The organism is Shimia sp. FJ5 (assembly GCF_032918335.1).
In the GTDB taxonomy this organism is placed as follows: domain Bacteria; phylum Pseudomonadota; class Alphaproteobacteria; order Rhodobacterales; family Rhodobacteraceae; genus Shimia; species Shimia aestuarii_A.
Genome location: NZ_JAWJUV010000009.1, coordinates 1 through 18,167 on the forward strand (window position 1 = coordinate 1; position 18,167 = coordinate 18,167).

Sequence of the window (18,167 nt, forward strand, 5' to 3'; positions counted from 1 at the left end):
CCAACTCCTGGCGCATATCTCGCCCCTCGGATGGGCGCATATCCTGCTCACAGGCGAATACAGGTGGAAAACCAGGTGATCTACGGGCTTCGGGTGTCATTCTGCACTCAGCCGGAGCAGACCCCGCGTAGATCGTTTCGTGGCTCACTCGAACCGGCTGTTCATCATAGGCAAGGCGGCCAGCAATCTGTTCTGAGGTCCAGCCAACCTTCAACTGTTTTATGACATGGGCGCGCAAACCTTCCAGCCGGATCAATTTGCGGCGCCGAGCGCGCCGAGCATCAGCCGCTCTATGCGCATTCACACGGTAGTAGCCATTCAAATACGGCAGTTCGTCATCTTCGAATTGGTTGCGTTTGATCTCACGATAGACGGTCGAGCGATGCCTGCCGATCTCAGCCGCGATCTTGCTTACAGGCATCTTTGCGTTCAACATGTCTTCAATTGGGCGTCTCTCACGCAAATCCAGCTCTGTGTGGGCCATGTTCTTTCTCCTTGCTTTTCAGCAGGATAAGGGATTTGTCGCAACCCAGTTTAGAATGTGCCCCTGCAAAAATAAATCTCGTAAGGTTTATTATGTTAAGTAAGTGGTGCCTTTGCGTTCGTTAGGACCATCGTACCTCAGTTAACAGATACTCCCGAATGATGCTTCGGACGATCACACCGTCATCCTCAAAAACGATATAAACATAAACACCTGGTTGGACGATTATCCACCCATCTGCCATGTCCTCACCGCTATACAACCGCTGGAGCAACCGGCTGCCAACTTCCGGCCAAGCGCTACCATGATCAACCAGAAGAAACTCGGCCAGTTTTTCCTCCTCGGTGTTGATTAGAGGGTGAATGAACACTTCCGACGGCTCATCTTGGCAAGGCTGTCCCAACTCATGAAATGCGTGCCCCCGGGCATTTTTACAACAACTGACCTGACGCGCTCGAGATCCGGGTACCAAGTCAGCCTTGAAATGCCGTCTTCGTCGGTGAAGCGTTCCACGCGTTCCGCTATCTCCCTCGCCAGTTTGAGATTGCCGCGCAACGCGCGACGGGCGCTCTCAAACATGTCGGGCACTGGATTAACGCCGCCATACATCGCGGCTCCCAGGAATGCCGCGAAGTATTCCTCGTCAGCGGAAAACCCGTTGTTGCATTTCTCACAGATGTCGACGACGTGAACATTGTCAGGCAAAGGATGATCCAGCAGGACTTTCGACGGGACATGATCGCGGGTTTGACGCATTTTACCCAACCGGGCGGCGCAGTGCAGGCAGTACCCCTTGTACCTTTCGTCCGTGAAGTCGTTAAACCTCTTCATCCATCTGCTCTATCAGCTCGTCGATCTCGTTCAGCCGTCGCCTTATCGTCGATCGGTCTATTGAAGTGCTTTTTTGCCGTCTCTGGTCGGGGTTTCCGGAAAGTTGCGCAATCAGATCATCGCGCTCGTCCTCCAGGGCGACAAGCTGATCCAAGCGCTCGCGGTCGGCGTCGCTTCTGGCCTTTCGTTCCTTGGCCTCGCTGTCCTGTCGCAGGCTCCTTTCGACCGCGTCCAAATCCTTCTTGATCTCGGGGTGGTGATCTACGGCGACACGAATGAAGTTGCCAAACTCGTAGATGTGAAACTCTTGCTCGGCCTCCCGCCTGAATTCCTCGACGAGTTCGGGGCGAGGACCAAGCTTTCGGCCGTTTTGCAGCCACCACCAATCCTCCTTGACATCATCGGATATGAAAATGACCGGTCGTTTCTCCGATTTCGCCTTTGCGATCATATCCTTCCAAATGATCAGATCACCGAACTTTCTGTACTCGTCGCCGTCCTTCTTGGCGTCCAGATATCCAGGCGGGACACGTCGCGCGTACCTGGTCTCCCCCTCTTTTTTTAGCTTGGCGAGCGTGTCTTCCGTCCATTGCGAGCCAACGCGGCCCTCAAACAGCTTGGTGACCTGATCGACAACGGCCGCGATTTCCTTGGTCGGGTGCGTTTCCCTCGCGGTGGTCAGTCGGGCTTCAAAATCGCTCTGGTACATGTCCAACGCGGTCAACTCGCGCTCAATCTCTATCGTTGGGTGCGCGCGCAGCTGGCGAAGACGCTCCCTGGCTTGCGCGATCGCCTTCCCGCAATCGCGTTGTATTTGATCGTAAGCGTCAAGGCCCGCGCGCTCCACGTCCAAGCGGTTCCTGTGAAACTCAAGACCCACCTGGTAAGGAATCCAAAGGGATTCACCCATGGCCTCAAACAACCTTAGCAACTCGTCCCTGACTTGGGCGGGGTGCCGTATGCAGTGCAGGAGAATATTCGCGTCAGGCACGAATATGGCGGTTTCCCAAATCGCAGCGACCTCATCCGTCGTTTTCGGATACCATCCGGCCAGCTCTTTTTTCATCGCCCTACTCCCACCAAACAACCGAGCCAACGCCCAAGCGTGCTGCCGCCTCCCGAACGAGGTCACGGGCGCCCGTGTCCAAGGTCTTACCGGTCTCGATGATCACGACAGAGGAACTCGCGGACGACTTTGTCGCCCATTGCCGTTCAAAGGCGGCCATCAATAGGTGTTTCCAGTCCCTGCTCTTGCCCCAACACACAACCCGACCGTCCGAAAGTCGCATGCCATGAGGTTTGATGAACTTCCTTTCGACGGCAATGTCAGGGTCAATGTTCAAAACCCGCAGTACCTGGTCGCCACTTTCAAGCAAACGCTCGCGGGCGTAGTCCTTCACCAAGGTGTCCTTGATGTAGACACGCACCGCCCGCGGGTCCATGAAATGGCCGAGCTTTCCGCCGATGTCAGGTGATTTGGTCCACTGTTCGTAGTACGTCGAATGATCGGCGTCTGACATCGTGAGCCAGCTTAAGTGGTCAAGCTTCTCCCAAAGAGCCTCTTTGATGCCGCGCCGGATGTCCTCAGGCATACTCATTGCACGGTTCCTCCGCCGTGGGGCTCGGGGAAATCAAACCTGGGAAGCTCCAACCGCGCGTCACCCTCTCGCGAGAAAAGATCCGCTTGATCTTTCATCCATTCTAGAATGAAACCACCGGCGCTCTCATCCCGGAACTCGACTACCCCTGGCAACCGAAGGCGCTCAAGATCGCCCTTGGCACCCATCTCCAGATTGATCACTTCTGAAATCCGACGCAGGTCGCTGACAAAGTCTAGGACAACGACTTTGTCCTTGCGTGGGCTGGTGCGCAAACCCCGACCGAGCTGCTGGACGAATATGCGCCGACTATGGGTAACCCGCATGAACGCGATCAGGTCCACATCCGGAACATCGACGCCTTCGTTGAAGAGATCGCGCGTCGTGACCAGATCGAGCGCGCCCGCTCGAAACCTGCTCATGACCTCATCGCGTTCGCGGGCGGACATCTCCCCGGTGATCGCCTCACAGCGAAGCCCAAATAGCCCGAGCATGGACGCGAAACTGTGCGCGTGCAAAACGGTGGAGCAAAAGACGATGCCGGATCGGCGTTTCTCGAAGTCGAAGATCTCTTTTATTTTCCTAGCCGCCTCCTCGTCACGCGTAGGAAGCAGAAGGCGTTGGTTGAGCTGGTTTATCGAATAATCATTGTGCGACCTGTCGCGGACAAACTCCCAATCAATATTGTCGGCGAAGAGCCGATAATCGGCCTCGCAGAGAAATCCGCGCTTGAGGCCCTCGGCTATACCAACTCTGATCACCGGCGGTCCCAACAACGTGTCGATGTCGTAGCCGTCCCCTCGCCAGGGAGTGGCGGTCACGCCACCGATCATGGCGTCCGCCATTCGGTCGGTCACAGCGCGGAAAGTGTCTGAACCCACGTGGTGAGCCTCGTCGATCAGCACAATGTCAAACTCGGGCAATTCTTCCAGACGGGCGACCGCGCTCTGAACCGTCGCGAAGGTTATGCCGTCCCAATAGGAGGGATACTCCCCTCCGACCAATCGGTGCGTCGGAATAGTCTTTGGTATCTGGTCCCAGAAAGCACGCTGAAGTTGGTCTACCAACTCACGGGTGCTGGCGAGGACCAATGTTTTTCTGCCGGGGACCAATCCATCCGTATATAGGCGCGCTACGGCCTCCGAGAGAACGACGGTCTTTCCAAGCCCTGTCGCCAATACAACCTGCCCCCTGCCCGTCTCCCGAAGTGAGGCGGTGAAGAGCTCAACTGCTTCCTCCTGATAGTCCCGAGGCTCCCGGCGCGAGGCGGGCATTTCTGGGCTTTTGCGTGCCATTTGAAGCAATTGGGCGGGCTCGAGGATGCCTATTTCAAGTCCCAACGCGCTCCAGCGCTCGATCGCGGCCCTCATGGCGGGCCCGGCTGGTCTCGACGTAGCAACGAATATTCTTGAGGCGTGATAAAACCGTGAGGCCTCGGCAACCTCGTCAACTGCCGAGGCGGCGGCGTAGCCGTTGGTTGTGAACTTGCACTGTATGACCCAAAGCTCGCCCTTCTTCCGACCCAGCACATCCGCGCCCCGGTCGCCGGAACCGCCCACGACACGAACATCCTCGAAACCGTTGCAGACTAGCAATCTGGCCACATCCCGCTCAAAGGCTTGCCAGGGGCCGCTCAACAGCCGGCGGGTATCCAGAAACGCGTCTCCCATTCAACTCGTCACATCAGGTCGCAGAAGACGCAGCGAACAGGTCGCTCTGATGATCGCGTCCCGGTTCGCGCTTTCAAGATCCCTGGAGGATTGGTTGGACAACCAGATCGCGTCTCCAAGGTAGGCGTCATATCGCGCGACAAGTCTTTTTCGAGCCTCGTCATCAACCAGCAGGTCGCCAAGGTTCAGTGTTTCGAATGGGTCAGCCCAGTATCTGCCATCGAAGAATAACTCGGGATGCCTGACAAAAGCGTCGCGCACCGAATGAAAGTCCATAAACTCCCAGAAACGCCCCTCCGAAATCACGCTACCCAGTTCGGATATGCCACGTGCCGCCATCTTCTTGGCGATATGCTCACGATCCGAGGAAGCCAGCTCATCATAAAACTCTTTGCCCTTTCCTGCCGGCAGCAGATCGGGAATGGCCTTGGTGAACTCCTCAAATGTCGTGTTCGCCACCGCGATGATCTCGGCGGGGTCCAACCGGGTCGCCGTGGCAAAACTGGATCGATAGTCGGCCAGGATATTGGCCAAAGTCACATCGTGAACCTGCCCTTTGAGGAAATCGAGCGTAAGCACCGAGAGCTCGGTGAGAAGCGCGTCCATGGGTGTCATGGTTGTTGATCTGAACACGTCATGTGTCGGATCCACAACGAACGCGTATGTTCTGGTTGCCACATCGTCCAGACGCAGCGTCCAGGGTAGGCCGCCGGAAAGTTCAGGGTCCGTCGGCTCGGTTGTGAAAGCCTCCACCGTGAACTCAACCCGATACGTTGGATGAACGTATTTTCGGCTTAGCTCATGTACCATGACACGCTCCGGAGCGGGCTCCTCCGGTTCGATTGGCTCGTCGTCATTTGATGGCGGGGTTTCCTGGTCCTCGGGTGGGTCCGCTGGATCGTCATCGTCTAGAAAGCCATCCGGCAGATCAGGCTCTCCGCCTCCTCTGCCCCCATCGCCCAAGATGGCCTTATCCTGCTCCTCAACGAGTTCCCACCAACGTTCATCGTCAAGATAATCGGTCTCATTCGAATGGAAGGAATCCGCCATCTGCTCGGATCGGTCGTTGTCTTTGACCACAAGGACACGGGACCAAAGGCCGTTTTTACCTTGGGGGCTGGAACGCCGGAAGGCTTGGAAGAGCTTGTACAGCGGGCTTGCGTTGCCATCGAAGCCGCTTTGCTTTGCGGCCATGGGCCGCAATGGCCCATCTCCCCGCACAATTCGAGACATTTCCGTCCAGGCGGGATCGTCCCGCTCGAACCGGTCCTTGGTGTAGCTCACCCGGCAGTGGTCTATGTGCACCTCGCCCACGAAACGCCCGCGGTTTCTGGGGTCGTCGATCGGGTATTCGACCTCTGATGTATCGCCATTGTTCCAAACAAAAAGATCCTTCGAACCGATCTCGATCTTTCGGCCATTTCGGATGAAGTCGATGCCAAAGTCTGACTTGTGCAAATACCGCTGAAGTCCAACCCAACCCCTGACGCGACGTTCGGTTTCGACAACCTCGCAATGATCGCTACCAGTGGGGCACTGCTCGTCCTGTGCGCCCAACGTGCGCATGCAATACCGGCAGTATCTGCGTGGCGCGAGCGCCACATCAAACTCCTCGACGGCATGGACGGACGTCCCGTCTCCGAGCTCAACGGAGCGAGACGGATCCCAGTGACAATGCCGCCTTGGTTCCAGCTTCTTGCCATTGACCTTGAGGCGGACGCGACCGGCCTCGGAGTTTTGCAGAAGGGACGAATAGGTGCGGGCGAGGTTCTTCCTGATCGTACCAAGGTTGGCGGAGCGAGCGAGATAGGCGCGCTGATCGGGCTTAAGCTTTGTGATCACAATTTCGGTACCGTGTAGACTGTGATCGGATTTTGCTCTTGTTTGCCGCGGGACCTTAAAGCTCTGGCTCGCTCTCAAAGAGTCAAGATCGATGCGAACACCAACGTATTCGGGATCACCGGCCCGTGTGGTCCAGACCTCCGTCACCAACCCCAATCGGGCCGTGGCGATATTGAAGCCCATGCCGAATAGGCCGAGATTGGTCAGGGGGTTGTTTCCGGTCCATCCGGCCCTTACCGCGTTTTCCAAAACGTCAATTGACATGCCCGGGCCGTTATCCCTGACAACAACACGCGCGTCGGGCTTGTTCGATGTTGGGATCGTAACGGATATCTCGGGATGCTCGATTGGGCTCCCTGACCGCGCGGCCTCGATCAAACCATCAATACCATTATCAATCAATTCGGCGATGCATCGCCACTGGTGCAGGTTGATCTCGCCCAGCATTTGAAGAACGCGCGGGTCGGGGGTGAGATCAAGTTCCTGAGTCAACGAATCCATCAATACAATGTCCTTTTCCACTCTTTCTAGTTGAAACGAGCAAACGAAAAAAGCCTTGTTCCCCATCGAGATGTCCAGTTTCGTAAAGGATGGGGCTAGTGACTGACGATCAGTTGTATAGAGGGCTCTCCGAAGTCATCGTGGGTCTGTGTTTGGGTCCCTTTCAACCGCATGCTGCAGTTGCTTCCGAGCAAATCTCTCATGATGTACTGGGTGCTGCGTCCAACTTCCTGTTGTGCTCGTTGATTTGATAGATGTGTGGTGCAGTTCGCCAAATTTTCTTGAGAAATGCGCAGCGTTCTGCTCTAAGAAAGAAAAAGAGCGGTTGAGAACATATGGCGAACACATGCACAGCGAAACTATCTAAACGCAAGTCGGTTGAGTTGTTCGCCGGAGCTGGTGGATTGGGTATCGGCTTGGCCAATGCGGGTTTTGAGCCGCAGCTTGTGGTTGAGCACAACAAATGGTGTTGTGACACGCTTCGAGAGAACCATGAAGTATTAGCGGAAGATTCATCGGAAAAAGGACCGTGGGAGGTCGTTGAAGGCGATATTCGGCATGTCGACTTTACCCCTTTTGATGGCTCGCTCGATTTGATTTCTGGTGGTCCTCCCTGCCAGCCATTTAGTCTTGGAGGACGTCATCGTGCCTATGACGATGCGCGGGACATGTTCCCGCAAGCCGTCCGCGCATTGCGAGAGGCCCGTCCAAAGGCGTTTGTTTTTGAGAATGTCAAAGGCTTGATGCGCGCATCGTTTCAGAACTATTTCGAGTATGTCCAACTGCAGATGGAACACCCCGAAATGATCTCGAAGCCCGATGAGCATTGGGAAGATCATCTGGCGCGTTTGGAGCGCCATCATACACGCTCAAATCGTCCAGGGCTGCACTATCGAGTTGTCACCCGCCTCCTAAATTCGGCGAACTACGGCGTGCCTCAGAAGCGCGAACGTGTACTTTTCGTCGGATTTAGAGATGATGTCGATGCTCGCTGGTCGTTCGATGCAGGTGATCACAGCATGGAAGCTCTGGTTTGGGACCAAACGTTCGGTGACTATTGGGAACGTCACAAGATTGCTAAGAAAGATCGCAGGCTTGAAGGCAGATCACTCCAACTATCGCGAAAACTCTCCGCTGAGCATCGACCGCTGTCGAAGCCATGGCAGACTACGCGAGATGCGATTGCGGATTTGCCAGACCCCCGACATTCAAAGCAGTCCGCGTCCATCTTCAACCACAATTTCCAAGATGGGGCTCGCACCTATCCTGGTCACACGGGTTCTTATCTCGAGGAACCGGCAAAGACCCTGAAGGCGGGTGTCCATGGTGTGCCGGGAGGTGAAAACATGCTCCGACGTGCGGATGGTTCTGTCCGGTATTTTTCGACGCGAGAAGCAGCGCGCCTACAAACTTTTCCAGATAGCTATAAGTTCCACGGGGCGTGGAGCGAATGCATGCGCCAGCTTGGAAATGCAGTCCCAGTCAAACTCGCACAAGTTGTCGGTGACAGCGTCGCTAAGCAACTTACGGCGTCTGAGAGCAATTGATGGCGCGCCGTCCCGAACTCATCAAAGTAGAAGAAACGCGCACCGCACTGGAAGAGCTACGGGAGCTTTCCACGACCGCTACGTTGACCGGTCCTTCTCGCAAAGCGCTCCTCGGGTCGATTTCTGATATGCAGGAGTTACTCGATCGTTTGGCGCGAGAGCTTGATCCTGTAGCGTTACCAGATTCGTTCTTTGATCCGACCGAACCGCGGCTCATTGGCCATTTTGTTGCCCTTGCCTTGATCGCTCAGGATCGTCGGCCGCTGGCAGATGTGTCCAAGGCATATGGTTCCGGCGTCTACGCAATCTACTATACCGGAGATGCTGAAATCTATGCACCAATCTCCGGTACAGAGACGCCTATTTATGTGGGCAAGGCCGATCCACCGGCCAATGCAAAGACAGTCATTGAGCAACTCACTAAGTTGACCGACCGGTTAGGCGAACACCGCCGCAATATAGATAAGGTTTCTGGGATTGAACTGGCCGATTTTGAGTGTCGATCGCTAGCGGTTCAGAGCGGTTATCAAGCCTCTGCAGAAATTCACCTTATCCGTTTGTTTGAACCAATTTGGAACAACGAGACTCGCATTCTTTATGGACTGGGAAAGCATGGAGATGCATCGACGACGCGGGCCAACAACAAAAGCCCTTGGGATACGATCCACCCAGGTCGTTCATGGGCAGCAGGCAATCCAGAGGCCAAGTCCCCCGCAGAAATTTCTACTGAGGTCGCCACACATTTTGCCAAGTCAAAGATATTCAGGACGACTGACGATGTATTTGAAGCATTCGCTCAAGGGATAAAACAGCAAGATGCCCTGGATCCGGATGATTTTTCCAGATCATAAGCAAATGAAAAGTAACCACTTTTAAGTACCTGTTGTGTCCATCTGGCACGTCAGCGCCCTGGCGCTGATCAGGCTCTTGGCTGCGTCCGGAGCCGCGTAGCCCGCGTCTCCGCCCATGCGGGTAGCGATCCTTCGTGCATGTGTCAGACGAGATCGCGGGCGAGACCGCGATCGCTTGAACCAGCGGTCAGCCGGGTCTCCGCTCCGCTCTAGCCCGGCTGGCAGGATTCCATTGTTGAATTCCGCCTGCCATCCGGCCAGCGCCCCGAACAGGGGCTCTGGTGTCGCGTTCCGCGCCAGCCTCTGCTGGAGAAATCCGGTTCCTCCCACGCGGGGGCGCGGGCCCCTCCCGATTTCACCGCTCCGGCCCCCTGTGTCGTCCCACCGTCCGGCCGCAGGTCGTGCTTCGCCCTCACCTGCTCTGCCCAGCCGAAAAGCATGGGGGCTTTTCGGGCTGTGAGATCAGCGAGGCCTCCGCCACTGGCGGAAGCGGACAAGGCCAAGAGGTCTCAAGAATAAATACCGCGCCGCTCTAACCACGAAAGGAGCAGGCCATGGGCCTCGATCAATACGCATATGTCAAAACTGCCGAGAGCGGCGATGAGGGCGAAAGCCCGAAATTCGTCTGGCGCAAGCATTCCAAGCTCCAGACCTTCATGGAGGCGCTCTATACCGAGCGCACCGGGCTTTCAGCCTCCGATCTGAATTGCGGTGAGTTGAGGTTGGAAACCGCCGACATCGACACGCTGGAGCAGGCGGTGAAGGGAAGCGCCCTACCCCATTGCGACGGCGGGTTTTTCTATGGGCATCAGTTCCAAGACGAGCAGGCCACGGAATACCGCGACTACGATCTTGAGTTCTGCGCATGGGCGCGGGCCGAAATCGCGCGAGGGTCAACCGTGATCTATTCCTGCTGGTGGTGACACCATGGGGCCGGTGCCTCAAGTGTTCCGGCCCCCTCCCCTACCCCATCAACATAACCAACCGCCGAGCGCCTGTGCCGCGCTTCGAGCGGGCCTGACATTCATCCGAAAGGACAATCATATGACCAAGCAACAGACCATCCAGACCGACACCGCCAGTGCCGTAATCCTGCAAATCCCCTTGGCGATGCTCTACATCTCCGATCTAAACCCGCGCAAAACCGTGTCCGAGGCGCATATCGAAAGCCTTGCAGACAGTATCGAGCGATTTGGCCTCATCCACAATCTCGCAGGCCTCATGGACGAGGACGGCAAAGTCGGGATCGTCGCGGGCGGGTGCCGCCTCCGCGCGATCCAAATGATCGCGGAGCGGTCCAAGACCCACCCCTTCACCACAGTTCCCGTCAAGCTGGCCGCCGACGCTGCCGAGGCCGAGGACTGGGCTAGCGCCGAAAACGCCGCTCGCGAGGACATGACCCCGGCGGATGAAATCCGCGCTTTCGGTCGCATGAAATCACGCGGGGCCAGTGTGCCGGAAATCGCTCTCGCCTTCGCCGTCACCGAAGCCCGTGTTTACCAGCGGTTGGCCTTGGCGGGCTTGCCCGAGCCAGTTCTGGACGCGCTGGCCGCAGGTGAGATCAGCCTCGGCACCGCCAAGGCCTTCACCCTCTCTGACGATGAAGCGCTCACCTTGAGCCTTCTGGATCAGGTCAAAGGTCAAGCCGTCTCTGAGAGTGCGATCAAGAATGCGCTGCACCCCGACGCCATCAAGGCCACCGACCGCCGCGCCAAGTTCGTTGGCATCGAGGCCTATGAGGCCGAGGGCGGAACTGTTACGTGCGATCTTTTCTCCGATGAAGTCTTCCTCGCCTCCCCTACCCTATTGGATCGGCTCTTTACCGGGAAGCTGGACGCGGCCCGAGCCGATCTAGTCGAGACCCAAGGCTGGGCATGGGGCGAAGTCCGATCCGAGGCCTGGCTCAACTATTACGAGCTGGATCAGATGAAGCTGGCCCGTCTCTACCCCATCGAGGGCGATTTGACCGAAGCAGAAGCCGGAGAATACGATGAATTGGCAGAGCTGGCCAATGGCGGGGTGCTGGACGAAGATGGCGAAGCGCGGCTCACGGAATTGCAGGCCATTCTCGACGGTGACTATTCCGAGGAACAGAAAGCCCACGCAGGATGCATCATCCTCGTGAATGGGTCTGGCAAACCCGAGATCACAGCCGGTCTGGTTCGGCCTGAGGACAAGAAAGCCGCCATCGGGGCCGGTGTCCTGCAAACGCCACAGACCACCAAGTCCGATACCCTGAAATCCCCCTACTCGCAGAAGCTGGCGGCGGATATGCAGGCGATCCGGCTGGCCTCAGTGCAGGCGGGGCTACTGGCCAAGCCTGAACTGGTTCTGGACCTTCTGGGCTTCGGTCTGTCCGAGGCATCAGGCAGTTTCGAAAGTGTCTTCGGCATTCGGTTGGACCGCCCGACCAACGCGCCAAGTGTTGAAGGCGGGTTTGCCTGCGAGCCGCGTCTGGAACATGGGATCGACGCCAGCGAATATTGGCAGAAAGGCACCCGTGTTGAAGACCTCTCCGAAGCCTTCGCCACTTTCCGCGAGACCGGCAAGAAAGCCCGCAACGCCCAAATCACAGAAGCCATTGCGCGCACCCTGCCCTACCGGGCTGGCGGCGCAGAGTTCTTCGGCTTGATTGCCGACGAGGCCGGGGCCGATATCCGCAAGCATTGGACGCCCACGGCGGAGAATTTCTTCTCGCGGGTCTCAGCCGGTCATCTGGTCGATCTGCTGTGCGAGTTCCTCGACTGTGACGCCCGCGACGAGCGCATTGTCGCCTTCGCCAAGCTCAAAAAGGCGGAAAAGGCCGAGAAGATGGAAAAGCTCGTGGGCGATCCAACCACCCAGAAGCTCATGGGCATTACGCCCGATCAAAAAGCCAAACTCGACAAATGGGTACCCGACTGCACCTGACGGCTCCTTCGTGGGAAGGACCAACTGGCCCCGCTTCGGCGGGGCTTCTTTTTGATTGAGTTAGCGTCAAGAAGCGAGGCCTGGAAAATTGTCCGGCGGCGGGCAGAAGGACAAGCCCCCTGCCCCGCCGCCGGACCGGCGCTATCCGCGCGGGAGCACCGCCTGGGCGGCGCGAGATGGCTTTTACCCCAAAGTAAGACTTCACAGAGTTGTAGCGTGGTGAGATGTAACTATAAGAAAAATATAAAAAATGATGAGGTCTGGTGATGAAAGAAATTTCGCGTGAGGAACTCTTTGAACTCGTTTGGCGCAAGCCGATGACAAGGCTAGCGGAAGAGTTTGGCCTCTCCGATCAGGGCCTCTCCAAGATTTGCACGCGCCATGCGATTCCGAAGCCACCGCCGGGTTACTGGGCAAAGCTGGAAGCGGGTAAGGAGGTAGAGAGGCGCAAACTTCCCCCCTGCCCTGCGGGAACGGCCAGTATCATTAGGATCACGCAGAGCGGTCAGTTTCAAAGAAAATCCCGTGAAGGCAGGAAACGTGTTGAGGAGGCCGCGGTGAATGTCACCAAGACTTCCATCCCCGGGACGCTTCGCAATCTCCACCCCATCGTCGCGGCTTGGGTGGATGAACACCGAAAGGAACAAGTAGAACTGCGCGCTCGATTTCGTGCCCACCGACCGGACGATCTTTGGTGGGGGGAAGAAGAACTGGCTGATCTAACGGAGAGGGATCTTTACCGTTTCCGGGTCACCAGCGCGCTCCTGAAAGGATTTGAAACCCAGGGAGGCCGCGCGCTTGAAGGCAGTATCCGTGGCAAGTTGAAGTTGGAGGTCTACGGGGAAAAGTTTGAAGTCTCCGTTGTCGAAAAGATGTACCAGTTTCATGGAAGGCCCTCAGATGAACCGAAGGGTTGGACCGCCTACCCTTATCACCACAACAGCGCCTTAGCTCCCACCGGGTACCTGCGCTTTACGATCACCACCTATCTTGGAACGGGTGTGAAGAAAGAGTGGGTCGAAACGAACAAGCTCAATGGTGAGGCTTTGCTTCCTTCGGTGATTGCGGGCCTCATGTTGGCGGGCCCTGCTTTGGCCGCCCGGCGCGAAGAGTTTGCGGAACGAGACCGTCGTATTGAGGCCGAGCGGATCGCAGAAGAAGAGCGCCGTCGGCTGGTTCAGTTTGAGCAGGAGAAGTGGCGGCGGTTCCGAGATCGAGCGAAGGATTGGGAAGAGGCGCAAAGGCTTCGTTCGTTTCTCGCCGCAATCGAGGCGAATCCTCGAGGTCTCGCCGAGGAAATCGACGGGATGTCTGCTGCGGACTGGCTGCAATGGGCACACCGCAAGATCGAGGAATTCGACCCGTTGGGGTGATCCGATGGCTGCCGTTTTAACGTAATACAATAGCGTCAATCTGTGCTGGTGGTGCGTCGCACTGGCCTTCCATCGGTGTTGCTTAGAATGCTGGTCGCAGGTCCCGCCAAAACCACAAAGGGCGGTTACCAGAATTCTCCCCTGCCCCTTCGGATCATTCCTCGCGAAACAGAATTCTGCTTCCCTACCCTTCTCCGCTGCGCTCCGCCTCCGGTGTGGTTTTGGCATTGGTCCCTGCCTTCTGACCATCATCGCAACACCAAAGAAAGGACCCTGGCGATGACCACCAACTGCATTAAATTCGACGCTCCCGATATCGAAAAAGCCAAAGGCAGCGGTTCGATTTCCACCCTGACATTCGACATCGACATTACCGTTGAGCCCGTTTCCAGCGACAATCCGTTGGCCCCGACGCACCGTGTTCTCGGCCGTTCTCCCCGGGGCCGCCTGGTCGAGTGCGGCGGGATCTGGAAGAAGCAGAATCGGGAGACCGGCGCCGACTACTTCACGCTGACGATCCGCGATTTCGGTTTCAATGCCAATCTCGGCAAGGCCGCGAACCAAGAAGATGATGCGCTCCAGGCCGTCATTCCCTGGGGCCCCCGGGACGCCCAATAACCTCTGCACCGGGCCAAATTCTGGTCCGGTGCATCCACTCCTCGGGTGCTGTTAACAGCTGTTAACTCCTCCGGGGCGTATCGCTTCCCTAGTAGCCCATTGGTTCGATGGCACAAATTGTGGATAAAATCCTTGACTTAGCAGGGTGAATCACGGCCATTAGAGTCAAGTTGCGCAAATAAGCGCGTTCGAGCAGAGAAATTGCAACTATGTTCCAAACGGCACCCATCGAAGCAGCCTCTCAATCTGAGCTTACAAGCCAGATGGCGGCGCGTCTACATACTGCGCTCACCACGCATCTTCAGCAAGCTTATGCGCCCGATCAGCGCAAGAATTTGAGACTATTCAGTGCAACAGAGACTGCTGAGCTTCTTGGCGTGACGGGTCAGTTCCTGCGCAAGTGCCACAGCGAGGGGTCCTTGCCAGAGCCGGATGTCATCAAGAACGGGCGTCGGTTCTATACCGGTGAGGAAATCCTGCAAGCCCGCCACCTATTGGAGGCGAGTTCGCGCACACCCGGGAAGTACCTTCCAGGCCGCCGCGAGGGCGATAAGCTCCAAGTCATCCAACTGATGAACTTCAAAGGCGGGTCGGCCAAGTCCACTTCAGCTATTCACCTTTGTCACTACCTTGCCCTGAGTGGATACCGGGTTTTGGCTATTGATCTGGACCCGCAAGGTAGCCTCACGGGTTTCTGCGGAATTCAGACGGAGTTGGAGTTCGAGGGAGCGTCGATTTATGATGCGCTCCGTTACGAAGATCCGGTGCCCATGTCGGAGGCCATCGTGGAAACCTATTTCCCAGGCCTTCACCTTGCACCCGCGCGTCTTGTGTTGAGCGAGTTCGAAACCGAGACCGCGGTCAATGCGGGTCGTGGCGTTGCCTTCTTCGAAAAGCTCAGCCAGGCGATCGGGTCGGTTGAGAGCAATTATGACGTGGTGGTTATCGACAGCCCACCGGCACTCGGGTTTCTGACCCTGACCGGCCTCTATGCGGCAACCTCGGTCATCGTGCCGATGACGCCGAGCATGCTCGACTTAGCCTCAACACAACAGTTTGTGGAGATGACCTCCGCCTATCTCGGAGTGATCGAGGATACGGGCGTCAAACTGGATCATGACTTCTTCTCCTTCCTCATCACGCGTGATGATCCGAGCGATATTCCAAGCCAGCAAATCGTGAGCTTGATGCGGGCCCTGTTTCAAGACCGCGTCGTGGCGGCCACGAGCTTGCGAAGCACGGCGATTGGTGACGCATCCATGCTGAAGATGTCGATCTACGAGGTTTTGCGATCTGAGATGACGCGGTCGACCTATGATCGCGCCAAGACCAGTATGGACGCGGTTGGTGCGGAAGTTGCGGCAATGGTCCAGCAGGCTTGGGGGCGTTAATCATGGCAATGGGGAAAAACAAAACTGGGATCATGGCCGCCATTACAGCGGCGACAGAGGCGCCGAAAGACGGTGGTTCTGATCGAGCGCATCGGACCTTACCCAAAGGGACGATTGGGTCTGTTCGTGCGGGGCTTGGCGGCATCCAGGACATTGATACAAACCTCATCCTGGCCTGGGGTCCTAAAGACCGGCTGGATATCGAGTTAACAGCTGTTAACAGCGCCGAGCCACAAGAGTCGATCCAGGATCTTGCCTCCAGTATTGCCGAGGCCGGACAACAGGTGCCTGTGCTTCTGCGCCCGTCCAAGGAAAGAGACGGGCATTTCGAGGTGATCTACGGCCAGCGACGGATACTGGCCTGCCGGCATCTTGGTATCCCGGTGCGCGCTCTGATCCGAACCCTTGATGATACAGACGCCCTGTTGGCAAAGGGGCTCGAGAATGCCGGGCGTGCAGAGCTGAGCTACTACGAACGCGTTCGTTTTGCTCAAGCGATTTTGGAGCAAGGTTATTCCCGGGCGGAGGTATGCCAGGCTCTGGCGATCAGCAAGAATACCTTGTCGCAGCTTGAGCGCATCAACCGCTTGGTTCCCACGGCCGTCGGTGAAGCGATCGGTGCCGCGCCGGGGGCAGGGCGCCCGAAATGGACGACTCTCGCCACAGCGTTTGAAAAGGAGCAGTTGACAGAAAAGGCTGCCCTTGGGGTTCTGGCTCGTTCAGGTGATTTGGAATCCGATGGCCGGTTGGAGCTTGTGCTCAAGGAGATTGGCAAACGCGGCAAGCAAGAACGCACTGTTGAGGAACGCTCGCCACTTCCTGGCGTTCAGATCAAGAGTGGAAAATCCGGGCTCTCGGTGACCGTCAAGAGAGCAGGCAACAACACGAAATTCGCAAATTGGCTGGACCAAAACCTGGACCAGCTCATTCAGGATTCCTTCGAGCGGTTTCAATCAGAAAACCACGAAGGATAGCGGCGGTTAACAGCTGTTAACCGTCAGAACAGAGGCAACGAGCAGAAAGGAGGACGGCACCAAAAGGAAAACCCTCGAAACCGAAGTCCCGAGGGCTGCTGCGCACAAGGCGCGATTTGTTTTGACACCACAATCCTAGCAGCCCGCGAATCGCTAAACAACGAAAAACGTCTTTGGGCGAACAGGTTTTCTGTGCCTACTGAGCAAAATGAAGAAAATCAATGATGCTCCGCATGGAGCGACTGGGACAGTCATGCCTCAGAACGATGGAGGCATGTCCAATATCAATCATCCATCGGGTTGGCGGAAAGCAACGGCCGGACTCGCGGTCGCTGAACGGCACGCGCAGGTGGGTGAGCGAGTAGCCGTTCCCAAGGCACAGGCCTTTGTGGCCGTAAAACGCGTGGGCGCTCATATCGGCCTCAAGGCCGGTGACATGCTGCTTCTCGATACCCTTGGGGCCTTCACCCAAGGACAGGACTGGGAGGAGGGGCAGCGCCCTATCGTCTGGGCATCTAACGCCTATCTGATGGAGCAGACGGGCTTCTCGCTCTCTGCGCTCAAGCGCCATGCGCGGCGCTTGGCCGAGATCGGTGTGATTGCCTTCAAGGACAGCCCCAATGGCAAGCGGTGGGGCCGTAGAGACGCTGACGGACACATCATCGAGGCCTACGGCTTCGATCTGTCGCCGCTGTCGGCCCGCGTCGAGGAGTTCGAGCAGCTTCAGGTCGAACTGCAGGCCGAACGTGAGCTCTGCCAGCGCCTGAAGCGTCAGATCACGGTTGCACGCCGGATGATCCGCGCCCGGATCGAAGCGGCGTCTCACGCGGCGCTGAGAGGGCCCTGGGAGCATCTTTCGGGGCTGTTCGAGGAACTCCTAGACCGTCTTCCGCGCCGAAATACCGCCTCTGAGGCACTTGAGCAGCTCCTGGCATGGTTTAGGGAACTTCAGGAGCGCGTCGAAGCGACGTATCTCAAGGCGGTTCGGGCGGACGCGATTGTGGAAAACACCGTTGGAACCATCGAAAAGACTCAAGAAATGGACCCCAGGGAGGTCAATTCTGAACCTCATATACTAATTACAACCCAACTTAATCCTGTAACCTGTAATCGCTCAGAAACTGAGCAAGCGGCGGGCGTGGTGCCAAATGCGCCACCGGAAGAGCAGGTGGATAGGGAGTTGGAAGATTGGGTTGCCGAGACGCGGAAAAAACGCGGAGCAGCGCTTGATTTGCCAACTGTGATGCAGGCTTGTCCTGAATTCGCGTCCTGGGCGCGCAATATGGGCGGGTACTTGAAGGATTGGGGCGATCTGCACCGGGTCGCCGGGCAGCTGAGACCGATGATCGGCGTCTCGGAGCATGCTTGGAACCTCGCGCAGGACCGGCTTGGGCCGCAAATCGCGACGGCGGCACTGGTTCTGACCTTCGACAAGCATTGCGCAGGCGAAGTGGCCTCTCCGGGCGGCTATCTCCGGGGCATTGTCCAGAAAGCCGGGGCAGGGGAGTTGCATCTCGAGCGCAGTTTCTACGGCAGGCTCAGCGGCCAGGCGGCGTGATTGGGGCGGCACCGAGCTT

The 18,167-nt window shown here is 57.1% G+C and carries 14 protein-coding genes and 1 pseudogene; 9 read left to right on the forward strand and 6 right to left on the reverse strand.

From position 1 onward, the window contains the following. Positions 1-388 precede the first annotated feature (388 nt). The 6 genes and pseudogenes from R1W01_RS18420 to R1W01_RS17430 all read right to left on the reverse strand — a co-directional run. Positions 389-484: pseudogene (locus R1W01_RS18420) on the reverse strand (hypothetical protein); the annotation flags it as partial. Positions 485-835: 351 nt separating this feature from the next. Beyond that, positions 836-1,315 (reverse strand): hypothetical protein, encoded by a 480-nt coding sequence (locus tag R1W01_RS17410; protein WP_297754097.1) that lies wholly within the window; start codon positions 1,313-1,315, stop codon positions 836-838. Further along, entirely contained in the window at positions 1,302-2,381 is a 1,080-nt protein-coding gene (locus R1W01_RS17415; protein WP_297754094.1) for a PIN-like domain-containing protein, read from the reverse strand. Before R1W01_RS17415 ends, R1W01_RS17410 begins: the two co-directional genes overlap by 14 nt. A gap of 4 nt (positions 2,382-2,385) precedes the next feature. Then, the gene (locus R1W01_RS17420) at positions 2,386-2,913 is read right to left on the reverse strand and encodes a hypothetical protein (protein WP_297754091.1); all 528 of its coding nucleotides are present in this window, start codon (positions 2,911-2,913) and stop codon (positions 2,386-2,388) included. Further along, the gene (locus R1W01_RS17425; protein ID WP_297754089.1) at positions 2,910-4,583 is read right to left on the reverse strand and encodes a DEAD/DEAH box helicase family protein; all 1,674 of its coding nucleotides are present in this window, start codon (positions 4,581-4,583) and stop codon (positions 2,910-2,912) included. The genes R1W01_RS17420 and R1W01_RS17425 overlap by 4 nt, the downstream gene beginning before the upstream one ends. Next, the gene (locus tag R1W01_RS17430; RefSeq protein ID WP_317275386.1) at positions 4,584-6,926 is read right to left on the reverse strand and encodes an ATP-binding protein; all 2,343 of its coding nucleotides are present in this window, start codon (positions 6,924-6,926) and stop codon (positions 4,584-4,586) included. Positions 6,927-7,261: 335 nt separating this feature from the next. Here R1W01_RS17430 and R1W01_RS17435 point away from each other — a divergent pair, with 335 nt between their 5' ends. From R1W01_RS17435 to repC, 9 genes are all read left to right on the forward strand, one after another. Next, complete coding sequence (locus R1W01_RS17435) at positions 7,262-8,473, forward strand: DNA cytosine methyltransferase (protein ID WP_297754083.1); 1,212 nt, start codon at positions 7,262-7,264, stop codon at positions 8,471-8,473. Beyond that, on the forward strand, positions 8,473-9,324 hold the full coding sequence (locus R1W01_RS17440; RefSeq protein WP_297754079.1) for an Eco29kI family restriction endonuclease: 852 nt from the start codon (positions 8,473-8,475) through the stop codon (positions 9,322-9,324). Before R1W01_RS17435 ends, R1W01_RS17440 begins: the two co-directional genes overlap by 1 nt. A 554-nt stretch (positions 9,325-9,878) precedes the next feature. Next, on the forward strand, positions 9,879-10,247 hold the full coding sequence (locus R1W01_RS17445; RefSeq protein ID WP_297754076.1) for a phosphoglycerate kinase: 369 nt from the start codon (positions 9,879-9,881) through the stop codon (positions 10,245-10,247). 121 nt (positions 10,248-10,368) lie between these two features. Then, positions 10,369-12,234 (forward strand): ParB/RepB/Spo0J family partition protein, encoded by a 1,866-nt coding sequence (locus R1W01_RS17450; protein ID WP_297754073.1) that lies wholly within the window; start codon positions 10,369-10,371, stop codon positions 12,232-12,234. A 266-nt stretch (positions 12,235-12,500) separates the two neighbouring features. After that, positions 12,501-13,607 (forward strand): hypothetical protein, encoded by a 1,107-nt coding sequence (locus R1W01_RS17455; RefSeq protein WP_297754070.1) that lies wholly within the window; start codon positions 12,501-12,503, stop codon positions 13,605-13,607. A 279-nt stretch (positions 13,608-13,886) separates the two neighbouring features. Then, on the forward strand, positions 13,887-14,225 hold the full coding sequence (locus R1W01_RS17460; RefSeq protein WP_297754066.1) for a DUF736 domain-containing protein: 339 nt from the start codon (positions 13,887-13,889) through the stop codon (positions 14,223-14,225). A gap of 209 nt (positions 14,226-14,434) precedes the next feature. After that, complete coding sequence (repA, locus tag R1W01_RS17465) at positions 14,435-15,616, forward strand: plasmid partitioning protein RepA (protein WP_297754064.1); 1,182 nt, start codon at positions 14,435-14,437, stop codon at positions 15,614-15,616. A 2-nt stretch (positions 15,617-15,618) separates the two neighbouring features. Next, positions 15,619-16,590 carry a plasmid partitioning protein RepB gene (gene repB / locus R1W01_RS17470; RefSeq protein WP_297754062.1) on the forward strand — a complete coding sequence of 324 codons (972 nt, stop codon included), beginning with the start codon at positions 15,619-15,621 and terminating at the stop codon, positions 16,588-16,590. A gap of 283 nt (positions 16,591-16,873) precedes the next feature. Beyond that, complete coding sequence (gene repC / locus R1W01_RS17475; protein ID WP_317275391.1) at positions 16,874-18,148, forward strand: plasmid replication protein RepC; 1,275 nt, start codon at positions 16,874-16,876, stop codon at positions 18,146-18,148. Positions 18,149-18,167: the final 19 nt, after the last annotated feature.

Excerpts from the sequence above, each read along its gene's own strand:
- R1W01_RS17410 (WP_297754097.1), bottom strand. The coding sequence starts at position 1,315 with ATGAAGAGGTTTAACGACTTCACGGACGAAAGGTACAAGGGGTACTGC.
- R1W01_RS17415 (WP_297754094.1), bottom strand. The coding sequence starts at position 2,381 with ATGAAAAAAGAGCTGGCCGGATGGTATCCGAAAACGACGGATGAGGTC.
- R1W01_RS17420 (WP_297754091.1), bottom strand. The coding sequence starts at position 2,913 with ATGAGTATGCCTGAGGACATCCGGCGCGGCATCAAAGAGGCTCTTTGG.
- R1W01_RS17425 (WP_297754089.1), bottom strand. The coding sequence starts at position 4,583 with ATGGGAGACGCGTTTCTGGATACCCGCCGGCTGTTGAGCGGCCCCTGG.
- R1W01_RS17430 (WP_317275386.1), bottom strand. The coding sequence starts at position 6,926 with ATGGATTCGTTGACTCAGGAACTTGATCTCACCCCCGACCCGCGCGTT.
- R1W01_RS17435 (WP_297754083.1), top strand. The coding sequence starts at position 7,262 with ATGGCGAACACATGCACAGCGAAACTATCTAAACGCAAGTCGGTTGAG.
- R1W01_RS17440 (WP_297754079.1), top strand. The coding sequence starts at position 8,473 with ATGGCGCGCCGTCCCGAACTCATCAAAGTAGAAGAAACGCGCACCGCA.
- R1W01_RS17445 (WP_297754076.1), top strand. The coding sequence starts at position 9,879 with ATGGGCCTCGATCAATACGCATATGTCAAAACTGCCGAGAGCGGCGAT.
- R1W01_RS17450 (WP_297754073.1), top strand. The coding sequence starts at position 10,369 with ATGACCAAGCAACAGACCATCCAGACCGACACCGCCAGTGCCGTAATC.
- R1W01_RS17455 (WP_297754070.1), top strand. The coding sequence starts at position 12,501 with ATGAAAGAAATTTCGCGTGAGGAACTCTTTGAACTCGTTTGGCGCAAG.
- R1W01_RS17460 (WP_297754066.1), top strand. The coding sequence starts at position 13,887 with ATGACCACCAACTGCATTAAATTCGACGCTCCCGATATCGAAAAAGCC.
- repA (WP_297754064.1), top strand. The coding sequence starts at position 14,435 with ATGTTCCAAACGGCACCCATCGAAGCAGCCTCTCAATCTGAGCTTACA.
- repB (WP_297754062.1), top strand. The coding sequence starts at position 15,619 with ATGGCAATGGGGAAAAACAAAACTGGGATCATGGCCGCCATTACAGCG.